Origin of the sequence: Herpetosiphon sp. (assembly GCF_003512625.1) — a bacterium.
GTDB lineage: Bacteria > Chloroflexota > Chloroflexia > Chloroflexales > Herpetosiphonaceae > Herpetosiphon > Herpetosiphon aurantiacus.
This window is the reverse complement of the sequence record NZ_DOPT01000063.1, coordinates 80,706-97,939: the sequence shown is the minus strand read 5'-3', so window position 1 is coordinate 97,939 and position 17,234 is coordinate 80,706. Positions and strand designations below refer to the sequence as shown.

Sequence of the window (17,234 nt, the reverse complement as noted above, 5' to 3'; positions counted from 1 at the left end):
GGGGCTAGGGGGTGAGGGCATAGTAGAACTGGTTATCAACCCATTGAATCATTACAACAAAACTCTAAGATTTTTAACATTAAATCCCCGCTAGCCATCACTAATGCGTAGCTAGCGGGGATTTCTAATTAATTTCAGTCAAGGTTCAGCAAATCGCGCAAAAAGACTGCTGTGTGCGAAGTTGGATGCAAGGCCACTTCTTCAGGCGTGCCTTGGGCAATAATATAGCCGCCGCCAGTACCACCCTCAGGCCCAAGATCAATAATCCAGTCGGCGGTTTTGATCACATCGAGGCTGTGTTCAATCACCAAAACCGTGTTGCCAGCCTTGACCAAGCGCTGAATGACCCGCAACAGATTTTGTACGTCGGCGAAGTGCAAGCCTGTAGTTGGCTCATCGAGAATGTAGATCGTGCGACCAGTGGCCACCCGCGCTAATTCTTTGGCCAATTTGACCCGCTGAGCCTCGCCACCAGAGAGCGTCGTCGCCGATTGGCCAAGTTTGATGTAATCCAAACCAACATCGTGCAAGGTTTGCAGCACGCGCTTGAGTTTGGGGTGGTTCTCGAAGAATTCGAGCGCAGTGTGCACATCCATATCCAGCACATCGGAGATCGTTTTGCCTTTGTAGCGCACTTGCAAGGTTTCGCGATTGTAACGCTTGCCTTTGCACTCATCGCAGCGCACCCACACATCAGCCAAGAAGTGCATTTCGATCTTTTGCTCGCCATTGCCTTGGCAGGCTTCACAGCGCCCACCCTTAACGTTGAACGAAAAGCGGCCTGGCTCATAGCCGCGCAGTTTAGCATCAGGCGTATTGGCAAACACCTCACGAATCTGATCAAATAACTTGACGTAGGTTGCAGGATTCGAGCGCGGCGTGCGGCCAATCGGCTGTTGATCAATATCGATCACTTTATCAAGTTGCTCTAAACCTTCGAGCGTATCGTATTTGCCAACCCGCAGCTGGGCGCGATTGAGCAAATTTGCCAAGGCTGGATAGAGCGTTTCGGTGATCAATGAGGATTTGCCTGAGCCAGAAACCCCAGTTACCGCGACCAGCGTGCCCAAAGGAATCGTAATATCAAGGTTGTTGAGGTTGTTGTGGGTTGCACCGCGCAAAGTAATATGACCATGGGCTGGGCGGCGGGTTGCTGGCACTTCAATTTTCAAGCGCCCCGACAAATAACTACCGGTCAACGAACCATTGCTGCTGATATATTCTGGCCGACCTTCAGCGACCACCTTGCCGCCGTTGACTCCCGCGCCAGGCCCGAAGTCTACCAGCCAATCAGCGGCTTTCATGGTATCTTCGTCGTGTTCAACCACAATTACGGTGTTGCCAAGATCGCGCAGTTTGGTCAAAGTATCGATCAATTTGCGATTATCACGTTGATGCAAGCCAATTGATGGCTCGTCGAGAATATACATCACGCCCATCAAGCCCGCCCCAATTTGTGAAGCCAAGCGGATGCGCTGAGCCTCGCCACCAGACAGCGAGGGAGCTGAGCGATCGAGCGTGAGATAGTGCAAACCAACATTCAACAAAAAGCCCAAGCGCTCACGAATTTCTTTGAGCACTTCGCCAGCAATTTCCAATTGCCGACCATCGAGTTTGGTCGGGGTTGGCGCGGCAGCCAACAACGGCAATACCGTGGTATCCAAACCATCACGGCTCACCCAGTGGGCATCGCTGCCAGTTAAACCACAGGCCCAGGCATAGCCTTGAGCCACAGTTTTGGCACAAATTTGTTGCACATTTTCACCACCAACCGTCACTGCCAAACTCTCAGGCCGCAATTTTGCGCCATGGCAGGCATGACAAGGCTGATCGCTCATCCATTGTTGGTAGTGCTCGCGCATATTTTCAACACCAGTTTGCTGGAAGCGGCGCATAATTTCTGCGCCCAAGCCCTCCCAACGACGATAATACTCGCCCTTGGACTGACCTTCGCTCCAAACATGCTTGACTTTTTCACTGCCTGAGCCTTGCATCAAAATCTCACGCACACGCGGGCTGAGGTCTTTCCACGGTGTATCAAGATCAAATTGATAGTGGGCGGAGATGGCTTGCAGAGCGCGATAGCCCCAGCTACCAACTTTTTTGCGCAACTCGCCCCAATAGGTTACCGCACCATCGTGCAACGATAAATTCGGGTTTGGCACGAGCAGTTCTGCATCAACTTCTAAACGCGTACCCAAGCCAGCACATTCTGGGCAAGCCCCTTGGGGAGCATTGAACGAAAACATTTGTGGGTTGAGTTCAAGGAACGAGATGCCACAATCAACACAGGCATAATCCTCGCTCATCACAATATCGCCAGCAGCGTTCATGCCGCTAATACGCGATTCTTCTTCGGGCAACAATTCTTCTTCATTAACTTCGGTAGCAACCGCTTTGGCCTTGGCTTTTTTGGATTTTGATTTTTCGGTTTGTTGGGCAAACTCAGGAATAGCGATAATAATTGTGCCATTGGCGGTGCGTAGCGCGGTTTCAACACTATCGTTAAGTCGTGAACGAAAGGTTTCGTCATCCTCGGTTGGCACGACCAAGCGATCAACCACAATATCAATTGTATGTTTAACTTTTTTATTGAGTTTGATTTCGTCTTGCAGATCACGAATTTCGCCATCGACCCGTGCCCGCGAAAACCCCTGCGAGCGGGCATCATCGAAAATATCTTTATATTCGCCTTTGCGAGCGGCTACCATCGGCGCTAAAAGCATAAAGCGCGTGCCTTTGGGTAACTCCAGCACCCGATTGACCATCTGCTCAGCAGTTTGTGAGCCGATCGCTTTACCGCATTTATGGCAGTGTGGCACCCCAACCCGCGCAAACAAGACCCGCAAATAATCATAAATTTCGGTGACCGTGCCCACAGTTGAGCGCGGATTTTTCGAGGCCGATTTTTGTTCGATCGCGATTGCTGGCGAAAGCCCACCAATAAAATCGACCTTGGGCTTTTCGAGTTGGCCTAAAAACTGGCGGGCATACGAGGAAAGCGATTCAACATAGCGGCGCTGGCCTTCGGCATATAAGGTATCAAAGGCTAACGATGACTTGCCTGAGCCAGAAACTCCCGTCAACACAACTAATTGATCGCGTGGTAGTTCGATGTCGATATTTTTAAGATTGTGCTCACGTGCGCCCTTGATGACAATTTTATCCTGCGCCATACACCCGCCTTTATCGTAAAATCTATAGTATTCAAGCGCAATTTTGCTGCTTGAACAGGAAAAAGCCCCGAACGTTGCTCCAATGGCAGCGCTTGGGGAATTGATAAATCGAACAGACGTGTTCATTATAACAGAGTTTGCCCGCCATGATCCGCGACTTTTGAATGAACTTTGTTAACTGAGGGATGAAGGATGAATTATGAAGGAAGAAATTTTTAATGCAGAATCACAGAGGAATGATTGCTCTAATCAAGTGGCCTTCATCCCTCAGCCTTCATCCCTCAGCCTTTCTCAATGTTGGTGTTGCTCAGTTAGGGTGCAATAGAGTTGTGGCGTATTGCATGAGCATTCAAGTTGCAAGGTAGCATGGCCAATGTTGTAGCGATGGCACAGCACTTCGTTAATGGTACTGATCAATTGTGGGCTACGCTGTGGGCCTTGTTGATCGGTCACAACATGGGCTGAGAGCGCTCGCATACTGGCAGTGATGCTCCAAATATGCAAATCGTGAATCGCTTGCACTCCAGGAATGGTTTGCAAATCGCTGACCACTTTTTCGACATCAATATCACGAGGCGTAGCTTCCAACAAAACATCGATCGAATCGCGCAGAATTTGCCAGGCATGCCAGATGATAAAGCCAGCAATTAATACTGAAACCAGCGGATCAAGCCAGCGCCAATTGGTGAAGAAGATCAAAACCCCAGCAATTGTTGCGCCAATTGTCGAAAGTACATCGCCCATCAAATGTACAAAGGCACTGCGCAGATTGAGGTCGTTTTCGCTGCCGCGATGCACCAACCATGCCGTGCCAGCATTAACCAAAACCGCCAACAACGAAACCCCGATCATCACCGGAGCATCAACTTCTAAGGGGCTGCGCAAGCGCTCAATTGCTTCCCAGCCGATGCCTAAGGCGATACCGACCAAGGTCAGCGAATTAACAAAGGCCGCCAAAATGCCAGCGCGATGGTAGCCAAAGGTTTTGCGGGCATGGGCTGGGCGGCGGGTTAGCCAGAGGGCAATCCAGCTAATCAACAACGCCAACACATCGCTGGCGTTATGGGCAGCATCGGTGAGCAAGGCCAAACTATTAGCCCACAACCCAGCAACAATTTCAACCCCCACAAAGCCAAACGTGATTGCCAAAGCCCAAATTAAGCGGCCACCAGCATCGGCAGGCACGCTATGATGGTGATGATGTCCGTGGTCGTGATGTCCGCTCATCGTTCTTCCTCCAACACAGCTAAAATGGGCGCAACCGATGGATCAGGCGTAGAGCCATGGCGAATATGATTCAGACAAACCAGCACGAGCACTCGCACATGGTCATCATCAAGGCTATAAAATACCAATTTGCCTTCGCGGCGTTGTTTGACCAAGCGCAACTGACGTAGCACCCGCAAATGCTGCGAAACCGCCGACTCGGAATAATTCAAAATTGCCGCCAAATCAGCGGTACAAAGCTCTTGCTCGAGCAAACAACCGACAATTTTGACCCGCGTCGAATCGGCTAAGGCTCGAAAGGTTTCGGCCATTAAAAAATAGCTTTCGTCGTCGTGGAGCATTTGTCGCCCACGTTCAACCATCGCTGGGTTAATTCCATCTTCATGTTCAACCATACGCCAAACCTCAAATGAACGATTGCACAATTGCTAAATTATCAAATCGAACACAACCCGTCAAGTATTTCGCAACCTTTTCTTTTAGACCACGTATCAAATTCATAAAGTTCAGTCTTGACTGAACATGTTAAACGTGCTAAGCTTGTTCAAGCAGTACTGAACAGGATGAACTATGGCCATGGATAATCTACAAGCACGTTTAGCGTATGCCGAGCGCATTGCCGTTTTTTACGAAAAAGCTGGGGGAATACCGCGTATGGCTGGTCGAATTATGGGCTGGTTGTTGATTTGCGATCCACCGCAGCAAAACGCGGCGGAGCTTGGGCAGGTGTTGAGCGCTAGCAAAGGTTCGATCAGCACGATGACGCGCTGGTTGCTGCAAATTGGCTTGATCAACAAAACTGCCGTGCCAGGCGACCGTCGCGATTATTTTGAGATTCGCAAAGGGACTTGGGCTGATTTGCTGGCCCAACAATTTCAAACGGTTGGCGCTTTTCGCGAATTAGCCACGCAAGGCCTGGATCTTTTGACCGATCCTGAGGGCGAAGAAGGCGCACGACTGCGTGAAATGCGTGATTTATATACATTTTTTGAGCGTGAATTACCGTTGCTCATTGAAAAATGGCGCAACGAACGAAAGGAATGACCATGACCACGGTTGTTCAAACCACAAATTTAACGAAAACCTATGGCAAAAATCGTGGAATTGATAGTTTAAATTTGCACGTGCAACAAGGTGAAGTTTTCGGGTATTTAGGCCCAAACGGCGCTGGCAAAACCACGACAATTCGCACTATTTTAGATTTTATTCGGCCAACCAGCGGCACAGCCCAGATTTTTGGCCTCGATTCGCAGCGCGATTCGGTGGTAATTCACCAGAAAATAAGTTATTTGCCTGGCGAATTGGTGATGTATGAAAAAATGACTGGTATGGAGATGTTGCATTATTTTGGCCAGCTACGCGGCAATGTGAGCCAGCAAGAAATTAAGCAATTGGCTGAACGTTTGGAGCTTGATTTAAAGCGACCAATTCGCACACTCTCCAAGGGCAATAAGCAAAAAGTTGGGCTTGTGCAAGCATTTATGGGCAAACCTGAGCTTTTAATTCTCGATGAACCAACCAGCGGGCTTGATCCGTTGGTGCAGCAAACCTTTTATCAACTAGTGCTCGAAGCCAAAGCCACTGGCCGCACGGTCTTTCTATCGTCGCACGTGATGTCGGAAGTTGACCATATTTGCGATCGGGTAGGCATTATTCGGGCGGGCAAGTTGTTGGCAATTGATACAGTTAAGGCACTCAAAGAGCGGGCGCGGCGCACCATCGATCTCTATTTCACTCAGCCAGTTGAGCTGAGTGCCTTTGCCCATATTCCCAATATTGATGGCTTGCAAGTGCTTGGCAACCATGTGCATTGCGCCGTAACTGGCTCGATTGACCAGTTGATCAAAACTGCGGCCCAATTTGAATTACACGATGTGGTCAGCCAAGCCACCGATTTGGAAGATATTTTCTTGGCCTACTACAAAGGAGAAATGAGCGATGTTGCGTAATATTTTTACCAAAATCATGTACGAACGCCGCCGCTCGCTTGTGTGGTGGGGGCTAGGAATTATTCTGCTGATCGCCATGCTGATGGGGTTTTATCCAGCGATGCGTAACCCCGCCACCAGCGAACAGCTTACCAAAGCCATGGAAGCTATGCCTAAAGAGATGTTGGCAGCCTTCGGCGTAACCGATGTCGCCAATTTGATCACGCCAGCCGGCTATATTCAAGGGCGTTTGTTTGGCTTTATGCTGCCGCTGATCGTTATGATTTTTACGATTGGGCTTGGCTCACGGGCGATTGCTGGCGAGGAAGAAGCTCGCACGCTTGATTTAATTCTGGCCCACCCAATTCGCCGTTCAACGATTGTGTGGCAAAGTTTTGCCGCGCTGAGTGTGCTTGCGATTGCCATGGGCTTGATTACATGGCTCAGCCTGTGGATTGGCGCAGTCTTGCTGGATATGGAGATTGGCGTTGCTGAGCTAGGTGCTGCATCGTTTAATATGAGTTTGATGGCGCTGTGTTTTGGGTCAATCGCCTTATTAATCGGGGCTGCCACAGGCAAACGCGCCATGAGCATGGCCGTTGCAACAATTTTGGCAGTAATTGGCTACTTTGCCAATTCGCTAGCCAGCGTGATCGATTGGCTTGAGCCATTTCAAAAACTCTCGCCATTCTATTACGCCGATTACAACCAACCATTGAAACATGGCTTCCATTATTTGCCAATTTTGGTCTTGGGTGGAGTGATCGTACTGTGTGGGTTTGCTGCGGTCAAGCTATTTGAACGCCGTGATGTGGCGGTGTAGTTTCGCTCAAGCGTAGTTGCATTTTTGTCAGGATAGGAGTTTAATAAAGCTAGGGTGGATGAGCAGGCGTTTGGCATTTTCCGATGCCCACCCTGCTCCCACAGTTTAAAGCGCGAGAATGAACTGGTAACAAGACAAGAGAGAGCACCATGCAAACAATTCGCACCGCCCGTTTAATTATTCGGCGGTTTGGCTTAGCCGATGCCGCCTTCATTGTGCAACTAGTCAATCAACCCTCATGGCTACGATGGATTGGCAACCGCAATGTGCATACCCTTGATGATGCTGAAACCTACCTCAGCAGTGGCCCGCTGAGCATGTACGAGCGCTATGGAGTGGGCTTGTGCGGCGTAGAATTAGCTGGCAAATTAATTGGCATGGCGGGCTTGATCAAACGTTCGCCCGAAGCCGAAATTGACCTTGGCTACGCCTTTTTGCCCGAATATTGGGGCCAAGGCTATGCCACCGAAGTGGCTCAAGCCTTGCTCAATTATGCAATTCACATGCTCAAACTACCACGGATTATCGCCACAACCCAGCTTGAAAATCAACAATCGATTAAAGTGCTCGAACGGATTGGCATGCAATTCGAGGGCATTATTCACGAAGGCGAAAAATCATTACGCTTGTTTGGTTATGGCAATCGCTGAATGAGGGTGTTGCAGAACGAAACCACGAAGCACACGAAGAGCACGAAGGGGGAAAACATTGCACCACATCACAACCCTCACCTAGATTTTCAGGTTCATCGATCAACTCCTGATCGTCATAAAATGCTATTTAGGGGTGCAGGGTGTTGATCGATCCAAATCAACGATGTAAATAAAGGAGGTACGATGAATATTTTTCCAGAATCATGGAATACTATTGGCCGATGGTTAATTATTATTTCAGCAGGAATTATTATCCTGACAATCATTATAAGTTTTCTAGAAGTATTTATTCGTCGTAGGCGACTAATACGTTCAGGCATAGTTGATGTTGATCGCATGAGTGGAACTGAATTTGAGCATTTTCTTGGTGTAGTGTTTCGCCAATATGGCTATCAAATTGAGCATACTGGCAAATCTGGTGATTATGGAGCCGATTTGATCATCAAAAAGGCTCAAAGCCGCACGGTTATTCAAGCTAAACGTTATACAAAAAATGTTGGGGTAAAAGCAATTCAAGAGGCTGTTGCTGCCAAAAAAGTGTATCATTGCCAAGGAGCGATTGTTATAACTAACAGCCATTATACAAAACAGGCTCAAGTTTTAGCCAAAGCCAATGATGTTGTGCTATGGGATCGCGAACGGCTGCTCAAGGTCATGCTGATGCTCAAGAATCAACCAATAAATCAGTCTTAGAGCCGATAACGATCCCGGGCAACTAGCGGTATGCTTATTGCTGGAAAACAGATGCTGCCTACTTTGGTGCTGGAGACATGAAGGTAGGTCTGAGTGGTTGCGGAGAGCCGCTCGGGCGGCGGGCTGGATTGGCCCGCCGAGTTGTTTAACCGATTGGCACGGGTTGTGTTGGTTGTACATGCAGTATCGCCAACCAACCTTGCGAACGAATTAACGAAACAACGTGTGGTACAATAGCCATGCTGACGTTTGAATGAGCTACCTCGGCCCCTGTGGTCGAGGTTTTTGGTGTGTTATGCAACGAACTGATTTACGCAATATCGCAATTATTGCCCACGTTGACCACGGCAAGACGACCTTGGTTGATGCCATGTTGAAGCAAAGTCGGATTTTCCGTGATAACCAACAAGTCGCTGAACGGGTGATGGACTCCAACGCCATCGAACGCGAACGTGGGATCACGATTATGGCCAAAAATACCGCTGTTGAATATAACGGCGTGCGGATTAATATTGTCGATACGCCAGGCCACGCCGATTTCGGTGGCGAGGTTGAGCGGGTTTTGAACATGGTCGATGGCGTGTTGCTGTTGGTCGATGCGGTTGAAGGCCCAATGCCCCAAACCAAGTTCGTGCTGCGCAAAGCTCTCGAACAAGGCCACCGCGCGATTGTCGTCGTCAACAAAGTCGATCGCCCGAGCGCTCGCCCCAATTATGTGGTCAACGAAACCTTCGATTTATTCATCGACTTGGGCGCAACCGAAGAACAAGCTGAATTCCCAATTGTTTATGCCAGCGGGATTGCTGGCACAGCTGGCCACGACCCTCACGCGATGCAAGATTCGCTGACCCCACTGTTTGAAACGATTTTGCAATATGTGCCCGCCCCCGATGTTGATGCCCATGGCCCGCCGCAATTGCTGGTCACTTCAACCATGTACGACGATTACAAAGGCAAAATCATCATTGGCCGTTTGAACAGCGGAACCATTCGTAAAGGTCAAGCGGTTGCTCACATCGCCGCAGGCAAAGATCCCAAGCCTGCCAAAGTGGTGCAAGTGTTCACCCACTATGGCATGGAACGGGTCGAAGTCGATGAAATCACTGCTGGCGATATCGTCGCCATGACTGGGATCAACGACGCTGGGATTGGCGATACGATTGCCGATAAAGATAATCCAGTCGCCTTGCCACCAATCAAGGTCGAAGAACCAACCGTTCAGATGACCTTCGGCGTGAATACCAGCCCCTTCAGCGGTCGCGAAGGCAAATTGGTAACCTCACGCAAAATTCGCGAACGCTTATATGGCGAAACCGAGCGCGACGTGGCCTTGAAGGTCGAAGATACCGACAACGCCGATACCTTCCGCGTCAGCGGTCGCGGTGAGTTGCACTTGGCAATTTTGATCGAAAATATGCGGCGCGAAGGCTATGAGTTCCAAGTCTCTAAAGCCGAAGTGATTTATAAAGATATTGATGGCACACGCCACGAGCCATATGAATTGGTCGAAATCGAAGTTGATTCCGATTATCAAGGCTCGGTCGTCGAATTGATGGGCTTGCGCCGTGGCACCATGCGCGACATGAGTGTTAGCGATTCAGGTTCGGTGCAATTCGTCTATCACGTGCCAACCCGTGGTTTGTTGGGCTTCCGTCAACAATTGCTCACCGCAACTCGGGGCACAGGCATTATGAACAGCTTGTTTGCTGGCTATCAACCTTACGCTGGCGATGTGCAAACACGCCAATTTGGCTCGTTGATTGCTTGGGAACAAGGCGTAACCAGCAGCTATGGCTTGTCGAGCGCCCAAGAACGCGGCCAATTATTTGTTGGCTCAGGCGTTGATGTGTACGAAGGCATGATCATTGGCCAACACATTCGTGACGAAGACCTTGAAGTCAATGCCTGTAAGAAAAAGCAACTGACCAATATGCGTTCATCAGGTGCTGACGATGCCTTGCGCCTCGACGTACCACGCAACATGTCGCTCGACGATTGTATCGAATACCTTGCCGACGATGAATTGCTCGAAGTAACTCCGCTGCATTTCCGGCTCCGCAAGCGTATCCTCAACACCGACGAACGCCGCCGCGATCGCAAATGGGCCAAAAATCGCTAAATTTGATTAGCAATCAACTCCCTTGCTCAGTTCTTTGGGCAAGGGAGTTATTTTTAATCGAGAATCGAAATTTAAGTATTACCCTCACTCCCTAACCTTTCAAAAGTAGGTTTTAACAAGGGTTGGGTGGGATGCCCAGTCGATGTTCATGCCCTCACCCCCTAGCCCCCTCTCCCGCACGCGAGGCGAGGGGGAACCGCGCTCAACCATCTGCCCTTCGTGGTTAAAAAAACTAATTCGTCAGTTTAAAGCGTTGGGCGTTGCTACTATTCCACGTCCATTGCTGAATGTTGGCGTTATCGGCGCTACTGCCACCAGCCACATCAACCACTTTGCCGGTTGCCCGATTGACAAAGCGCATAAAGCCATCGTCGAGCAGTTCAAGCCGCCATTGTTGGCTCGGGTTACTCACCGCTGTCCAGAGGTGAATGTTGGCCCCATCGGCATTTGAATCGCCCGAAACCGAGAGCATTTTGCCACTGCTGGGGTGGCGCAACTTGTAATAGCCATTATCGCTATGTTGAAATTGCCATTGCTGGGCCAGGCCAGCGTAGCAAGGCCATTGCAAAATATTCGTGCCATCAGCACTATTATTATTGGCAACATCAATACATTTATTGCTATTTTTGTTGGCGATTTGCAGTGTACCCACAGGCTGAATCCGCCATTGTTGGTCGGGATTGCCCAGCCAAGGCCATTGGTGAGTCGCAGCCCCAGCATCCACCGAACCATAGACGATCGAGAGATATTTGCTACTGTTGCGGTTGGCAATTCGCAGCCAACCATCGCTGACGGTTTGGAAATTCCACTGCTGATTCGATTGATTGTTGCCGCACGACCACTGATGGGCAATCCCACCATCGGTAGTGCTCCACGCCGCCAGATCTAAACATTTGCCAGTTGCTTTTGAAACTAATTGATAATAGCCACTTTCGGCCAAGCGTAGTTCCCACTGTTGCGCCGTCGCGTTATTACAGGTCCATTGCTGCACTTTGGTACCATCGGCGGCATTCGCCCCAGCAACATCCAAACATAGCCCACTACTGCGATTGATCAGATTAAAGGATGCAGCATTGGTTGGTGGCGGTGGTGGCGGGGTGGGAGTTGGCGGATTATCACCACCTGGCAAGGCGCGATAAACCAGCAACAAGCGTTCGTTGCGATTGCGATAGGCGGTTGCTACCAAGCCAAACGTGCCGTTGCCCCAATTAGTCACATGGCTACCATCGCCAAAGGCTCGCCACTTGCCATCAGCGCCCTGCTGGTAGCTCAAACCACCCCAATATTCCATACCTGTTGGACGTTGAATCCACAACTCAACTTTGTACAGTTGTTGGGCGGTTACGCTCGGCTGCAAATTAAGATCAACAAATTCGTTGCCATGCGAAATGCCAGCCCAGACTTGACCATTATCACTTTCGTCGATTTTGAAACCGCCAGTATAGATTTTACGTTTGCTGCCGCCTGGCGCATCGGCTTCCCAATCTTCCACATCACGCACATGCTGGCCCTTCAAGCCCCAATAAATGTGAGTATTGCGATTGTCGTAATGTTTATATTTGGCAGTGAGTACGCCCGCTGAACGCGGCAAATAGGTGTTGCCAGCGTAATAATCCTCGTCGCCAGGAAACATCACATCGGTAACAGCCACAATATCGTTGGTGGTGTTGATGGCAGTCAGGCTTTGGTTGGCATCCCAAGTTTGTTGGGCAGCAGCAGGCGTTTTGGGCACACGCACCTTGCCATCGGCCTGAATATAAAAACCAGTAGTATTGCGCTGCAACGTCCAGCCACAACAGGGTGTGCTAGCATTCCATGGCCCCAATTGATAGCCAGGCATGGTCTGATACGGTGCATACAAACCGCCATTGGCCTGCACCAAAGCCCGAATATCGTACTCGCTGTTGATCGCCCAACCGCGATTTTTGTTGCCAGTTGACCACAATACGCCGCTGGTAATATTGGGCACATTTGGCAAACTATAATCACTATTGACCAAATAATAGCTGCCCAGATCGCTATACGAATGGGTGGTACTCGGAACATATTCGTTAGCAACATTACTTTGCACTGCGTAATTAATGCCTTCAAACGTGACGCTACCATAGCTGCGGGTGGTATAGCCCTCAGCATTAACCGCAACTGGCTCGGCAGCACGGGTTGGCTGGGTCAACATCGCCCCAACCAACAGACTACTTAGGCAACTTAGCACCAGCCCCCAACGCCAATGACGATGATTGAAGCCGATCATCACAACTCCTTTTATTAACATTATTTAATTAATCATAGGCTGGGGCAACAACTTATTTCAATGACCAAAAGAAGCTAGATTTAGCTGTGGGGACGAGAGAAGTATAAGAATGGCAAAATTGCGGCTGTTAGCTAGGCAAAAAGGCACAATCGCCACTTGCAGATTTTGCGCGGAATGGCTAAACTTGTGAGAGCTAGATTGTAGGTTCAATCAGCCTTAGTGGGCAACCGCGCCTGATCACTCCATTACCCGCCCACCACATGCATTCTTCAAGCAGCGACATCCTATTTGAGCCAAATGCACGTATATGCTTACACCTTGCTGTTTGGTGGCGTAGCTTTTGCTCAAGCAGCCAACAAGCTCATCAAACAAGCATCAATTGAGCATTCAAGCAGCATTATTGATTGTAATTAATTATGTATATTTTTATCAAAATCTGTTTTTTATAAACTTAAATACAGTTCTTGATTAATTATAGCCATATTAATCGCATTAAATCATATTGCAGCACTTAATTGCAGTGAACACACAAAAATCACCGATTAGGTACTCGTTGAGGCAAAAAATAGGTTGGAGACGCAGATTTAGGATGGATGCACGCTATACGTTAGAATCAATTAGTCTGGATGCATACTGATTATCTTATGGCCCATCGCATCCATTTTTCGTTGGATGACGAACATAAGATCAGAAAGGATTTCAGTGGCAAATCAACCAGCTTCGAATGCGGCGCGGGCCGCAGCTTCGGGTGATCAGGCAGATTTAGCGTTGGCAGCCGAGCTAGCCGCAGGCAATATACAAGCCCTAGAAATATTGTACGAGCGCTATGCCCGACCAATTTTCTCGTTGGCACTGCGGATTTTGGGCAATGAGGCCGATGCTGAAGAAGTGATGCAAGATGTTTTAGAGCGGGTTTGGCGTTATTCAGGGAGTTTCGACGCACAACGTGGCCGCTTTGGCTCGTGGGTCTTAGGTATGACCCATCACGTCGCAATCGATGCAGTTCGCAAGCGTAGCCGCCGCCCACAAGCGGTCGATGCTGAGGCCAGCGAACTCATGCTTGGCCTCATTTCCGACCCAAACCAACCTGATATGACCGACCAAGCCATCCAGCATGAGCAAGCTGGACAGGTTCGTGATGCTTTGCGCAGTTTGCCCGAAGCCCAACAACAAGCGATCGAATTGGCATTTTTTCGTGGCCTGAGTCATCTGGAGATTGCCGCAACAACAGGTGAACCTTTAGGGACGGTCAAAACCCGCATTCGTCGGGGCATGGAACGGCTTCGCACCGTTCTCTCCAAAACAGGGGTATTCAATGACTGACCAACGTGACGAACTTATCGAACTGTATGCACTTGGTGCTCTGCCTGCTGATGAAGCAGCTGAGGTTGAGGATTATTTGGCCTCAAATAGCCAAGCGCAACAACGCTATTCTCAATATCGCCATATTTCCCAAGCATTGTTATGGAGCGTCGAGCAGCGCGATCCGCCTGCCGGAGCTTACGAGCGTTTTCGTGAGCGTATGGCTACGCCCTCAAATGTGCCTGCAAAGCCAAGTCAGCAACCAACCCAACGCTCATCGTGGTTGGCTAACCTGTTTGGCCGCCGCTACCGTTTAATGGCAACTGCACTCACGCTGTTCTTAGTACTGTTGGGCGGCGCTGGTGGTCGGATTTGGCAATTGCAAAACGAGGTTGGGGCATTACAACCCTTAGTTGAGCAAAATAAGCAATTAACCGCTTTGCTCGGCGAATCGGGCACGCAGCTTGTGCCATTGGCCGATACAGGCAACGGTATGGCTGGCGGCACAATCAACATCATCGTTAATCCGCAAACTGGCCAAAGCTATTTGCGAGCGAGCCATCTACCGCCTTTGACTGCCAACCAAAGCTACCAACTTTGGCTGATCGCCGATGGCACGCCACAAAGCATGGAAGTGTTTGGGGTCGATACCAGTGGCGATGCCTTAATTTGGATTGATCGGCTACCCTCGACAGGAGCCGAAAACTTGCTCGGAATTACGGTCGAGCCAGCTGGAGGCAGCCAACAGCCAACCTCAAATCCAGTCGCAGTCGGCACAATCGATGCCTAAAATAACAACCGCCAGGCAAGTTTAATGACTGGCGGTTGCTATTTAATGCTTTAGATGCTGGTTAGCTCGAAAATTTCTTTGCCTGCTTCGTGAATTGGGAAGGGATACTTGCCGCTGAAACAGGCTCCACAAAAGCCATTCGCATCTCGCCGCGTAGCGCGAATCAAGCCATCCATCGAAAGGTAGGCTAACGAATCGGCTCCAATCGTTTCGCAAATTTCAGCCTCCGTTTTGTTGAAGGCAATCAGTTCGGGCTGAGTAGCCATATCCACACCCATAAAACATGGATGGCGAATTGGCGGCGCAGATACGCGCATATGGACTTCGGTGGCTCCAGCTTTGCGCAAAAGTTTGATAATTGGCCCGCTGGTTGTGCCGCGCACAATCGTATCGTCAATCAAAATTACCCGCTTGCCATTGAGCACATTTGGCAATGGATTGAGCTTGAGCGCAACGCCTTGTTGGCGCAACCGTTGATCGGGCTGAATGAAGGTGCGGCCAATATAACGATTTTTGATCAAGCCATCGCCATAGGGAATCCCGCTGGCCTGCGAAAAGCCAAGGGCAGCTGGCAAGGCCGAATCAGGCACACCGATCACGATATCAGCCTCCGCCGGAGCTTCCCGTGCCAACTCATGGCCTAAGCGCATGCGTACTTCATGAATTAATTGACCTTGTAGATAGCTATCGGGGCGCGAGAAGTAAATATATTCAAATAAACAAAAGGCTTGCTGCTGAGCAGGGTGTTTGGCAATCGTGCGTGGGCCATCACGATCGATCTGCAACACCTCGCCAGGATCGATCTCTCGGATAAATTCAGCGCCAATTGTATCGAAGGCGCATGATTCCGAGGCCACGACCCAGCCAGCATCGCCAAAACGCCCAAGGCATAATGGCCGCAAACCCCATGGGTCGCGCACGGCGTAGAGCGCATCGCGGGTCAAGACTGTCAGACAATAGGCACCTTCGACACAGTTGGTAAAGGCATCGATGCGTTGTGACCAAGTATTACCCTCAAGGCCAGCGAGCAGCATCGTTGCCACTTCACTATCAGAAGATGTCATTAACCCGACACCACGTTCCATCAATTGACGGCGCAGCGAGGCAGCATTGGTCAGGTTGCCGTTGTGGCCAACTGCCAGTGGGCCAAGCAACGTGTGCATTGTAAACGGTTGGGCATTGATTACTTGTGATGAACCAGTGGTTGAGTAGCGGGTATGGCCAATCGCAATGTGACCTTTGAGGTGGCGCAGCGAACGCTCATCGAAAATCTGCGATACCAAGCCCATTTCTTTGTGGGTATTGATGGTCTTGCCATCGGAAACCGCAATCCCTGCGCTTTCCTGACCACGGTGCTGCAAAGCGTATAAACTGAAAAATGTGATACGTGCTACATCTTCGCTGGGAGCGTAAATCCCAAAAACGCCGCATTCCTCGTGGGGCGAATCACTGAACATGGTTAGCCCTTCCTTGATTCCAAGCTACGGTTGTCGCCGCGTCGTGCGACGGATCGTGTAATCATTATACAACTGTTCAGAAATATCCCCCGCATGCTTTAGAATACTGCGCAGAATGAGCCTGCCGAGGAATATCAATGCGTTATTTGTATAGTCATGGCTTCGCTTCGGGGCCAAATTCGCAAAAAGCAACATGGTTGGCCCAGCAATTTGCGGCCCATGGTCATGAATTATTGATTCCCGATTTGAACCGACCGTCGTTTGAGCACTTAACCATCAGTGACCAAATTGATTATCTTCAGCAATTAATTACGGTTTCAAGCGAGCCATGGTGTTTGCTTGGTTCGAGTTTAGGGGGCTTGGTAGCATTGCAGGCAGCCGCAATGATTCCGCAAATCGAGCGTTTAATCTTATTGGCTCCTGCGCTCTATTTTGCCCAAAATCGGCGGTTGATGCTCGGTGAAGCAACCCTCAAGCAATGGCAAGCTAGCGGTTGGCTTGAATATTACAATTATCGTGATCACGCTCCACGAGCAGTACATTATGGTTTAATTGAAGATGCTGAGGCCTACAATAGCGATAATTTCTCACGCAATATGCCGATTTTGATTGTGCATGGCACTGAAGATGAGAGTGTCAGCCACACCCAAAGCCAGCGGTTTGCTCAACCGCGCAATTATGTCACTCTGCACACTCCCGCTTGGGATCATGGTATGGTTGGGCATGTCGCTGAGTTGTGGGCGTTAATTGAATCTCAGCTATTCAATCAATAAAGCATGTTGAGCCACGCAGAACACGAAATAATGAATCTTAGC

General features: G+C 49.6%; 14 protein-coding genes. 9 read left to right on the top strand and 5 right to left on the bottom strand.

The genetic code is table 11. From position 1 onward, the window contains the following. Positions 1-134: 134 nt before the first annotated feature. From uvrA to DEF47_RS14715, 3 genes are all read right to left on the bottom strand, one after another. A complete protein-coding gene (uvrA, locus tag DEF47_RS14725) occupies positions 135-3,176 on the bottom strand; it encodes an excinuclease ABC subunit UvrA (protein ID WP_012192105.1) in 3,042 nt (1,013 codons plus the stop codon). A gap of 291 nt (positions 3,177-3,467) precedes the next feature. Next, positions 3,468-4,403, bottom strand: coding sequence for a cation diffusion facilitator family transporter (locus DEF47_RS14720; protein ID WP_012192104.1), 936 nt, complete (start codon positions 4,401-4,403; stop codon positions 3,468-3,470). Further along, a complete protein-coding gene (locus tag DEF47_RS14715) occupies positions 4,400-4,798 on the bottom strand; it encodes an ArsR/SmtB family transcription factor (RefSeq protein ID WP_012192103.1) in 399 nt (132 codons plus the stop codon). Before DEF47_RS14715 ends, DEF47_RS14720 begins: the two co-directional genes overlap by 4 nt. 181 nt (positions 4,799-4,979) lie before the next feature. Here DEF47_RS14715 and DEF47_RS14710 point away from each other — a divergent pair, with 181 nt between their 5' ends. The 6 genes from DEF47_RS14710 to typA all read left to right on the top strand — a co-directional run bounded on the left by DEF47_RS14710 (position 4,980) and on the right by typA (position 10,619). Then, the gene (locus DEF47_RS14710; protein ID WP_287045207.1) at positions 4,980-5,447 is read left to right on the top strand and encodes a GbsR/MarR family transcriptional regulator; all 468 of its coding nucleotides are present in this window, start codon (positions 4,980-4,982) and stop codon (positions 5,445-5,447) included. Positions 5,448-5,449: 2 nt separating this feature from the next. Next, positions 5,450-6,352, top strand: a complete 903-nt coding sequence (locus tag DEF47_RS14705; protein WP_012192101.1) for an ABC transporter ATP-binding protein — start codon at positions 5,450-5,452, stop codon at positions 6,350-6,352. Further along, positions 6,342-7,154, top strand: coding sequence for an ABC transporter permease subunit (locus DEF47_RS14700; RefSeq protein WP_012192100.1), 813 nt, complete (start codon positions 6,342-6,344; stop codon positions 7,152-7,154). The genes DEF47_RS14705 and DEF47_RS14700 overlap by 11 nt, the downstream gene beginning before the upstream one ends. A 149-nt stretch (positions 7,155-7,303) precedes the next feature. Continuing rightward, positions 7,304-7,804 carry a GNAT family N-acetyltransferase gene (locus tag DEF47_RS14695; protein WP_012192099.1) on the top strand — a complete coding sequence of 167 codons (501 nt, stop codon included), beginning with the start codon at positions 7,304-7,306 and terminating at the stop codon, positions 7,802-7,804. A 186-nt stretch (positions 7,805-7,990) separates the two neighbouring features. After that, the gene (locus tag DEF47_RS14690; protein WP_012192098.1) at positions 7,991-8,500 is read left to right on the top strand and encodes a restriction endonuclease; all 510 of its coding nucleotides are present in this window, start codon (positions 7,991-7,993) and stop codon (positions 8,498-8,500) included. Positions 8,501-8,795: 295 nt separating this feature from the next. Continuing rightward, positions 8,796-10,619 carry a translational GTPase TypA gene (gene typA / locus DEF47_RS14685; RefSeq protein WP_012192097.1) on the top strand — a complete coding sequence of 608 codons (1,824 nt, stop codon included), beginning with the start codon at positions 8,796-8,798 and terminating at the stop codon, positions 10,617-10,619. A 232-nt stretch (positions 10,620-10,851) separates the two neighbouring features. On the opposite strand, the gene DEF47_RS14680 is transcribed toward typA, so the two are convergent. Beyond that, a complete protein-coding gene (locus DEF47_RS14680; protein ID WP_012192096.1) occupies positions 10,852-12,870 on the bottom strand; it encodes an RICIN domain-containing protein in 2,019 nt (672 codons plus the stop codon). 702 nt (positions 12,871-13,572) lie between these two features. Here DEF47_RS14680 and DEF47_RS14675 point away from each other — a divergent pair. Both DEF47_RS14675 and DEF47_RS14670 read left to right on the top strand, forming a co-directional pair. Continuing rightward, positions 13,573-14,193, top strand: coding sequence for an RNA polymerase sigma factor (locus DEF47_RS14675; protein WP_012192095.1), 621 nt, complete (start codon positions 13,573-13,575; stop codon positions 14,191-14,193). Next, positions 14,186-14,962 carry an anti-sigma factor gene (locus DEF47_RS14670; protein WP_012192094.1) on the top strand — a complete coding sequence of 259 codons (777 nt, stop codon included), beginning with the start codon at positions 14,186-14,188 and terminating at the stop codon, positions 14,960-14,962. The genes DEF47_RS14675 and DEF47_RS14670 overlap by 8 nt, the downstream gene beginning before the upstream one ends. A gap of 50 nt (positions 14,963-15,012) precedes the next feature. Here DEF47_RS14670 and purF read toward each other — a convergent pair whose 3' ends face one another. After that, the gene (gene purF, locus DEF47_RS14665; RefSeq protein WP_012192093.1) at positions 15,013-16,419 is read right to left on the bottom strand and encodes an amidophosphoribosyltransferase; all 1,407 of its coding nucleotides are present in this window, start codon (positions 16,417-16,419) and stop codon (positions 15,013-15,015) included. Between the two features lie 137 nt (positions 16,420-16,556). On the opposite strand from purF, the gene DEF47_RS14660 reads away from it, so the two are divergent. After that, positions 16,557-17,192 (top strand): YqiA/YcfP family alpha/beta fold hydrolase, encoded by a 636-nt coding sequence (locus DEF47_RS14660; RefSeq protein WP_012192092.1) that lies wholly within the window; start codon positions 16,557-16,559, stop codon positions 17,190-17,192. Positions 17,193-17,234 lie beyond the last annotated feature (42 nt).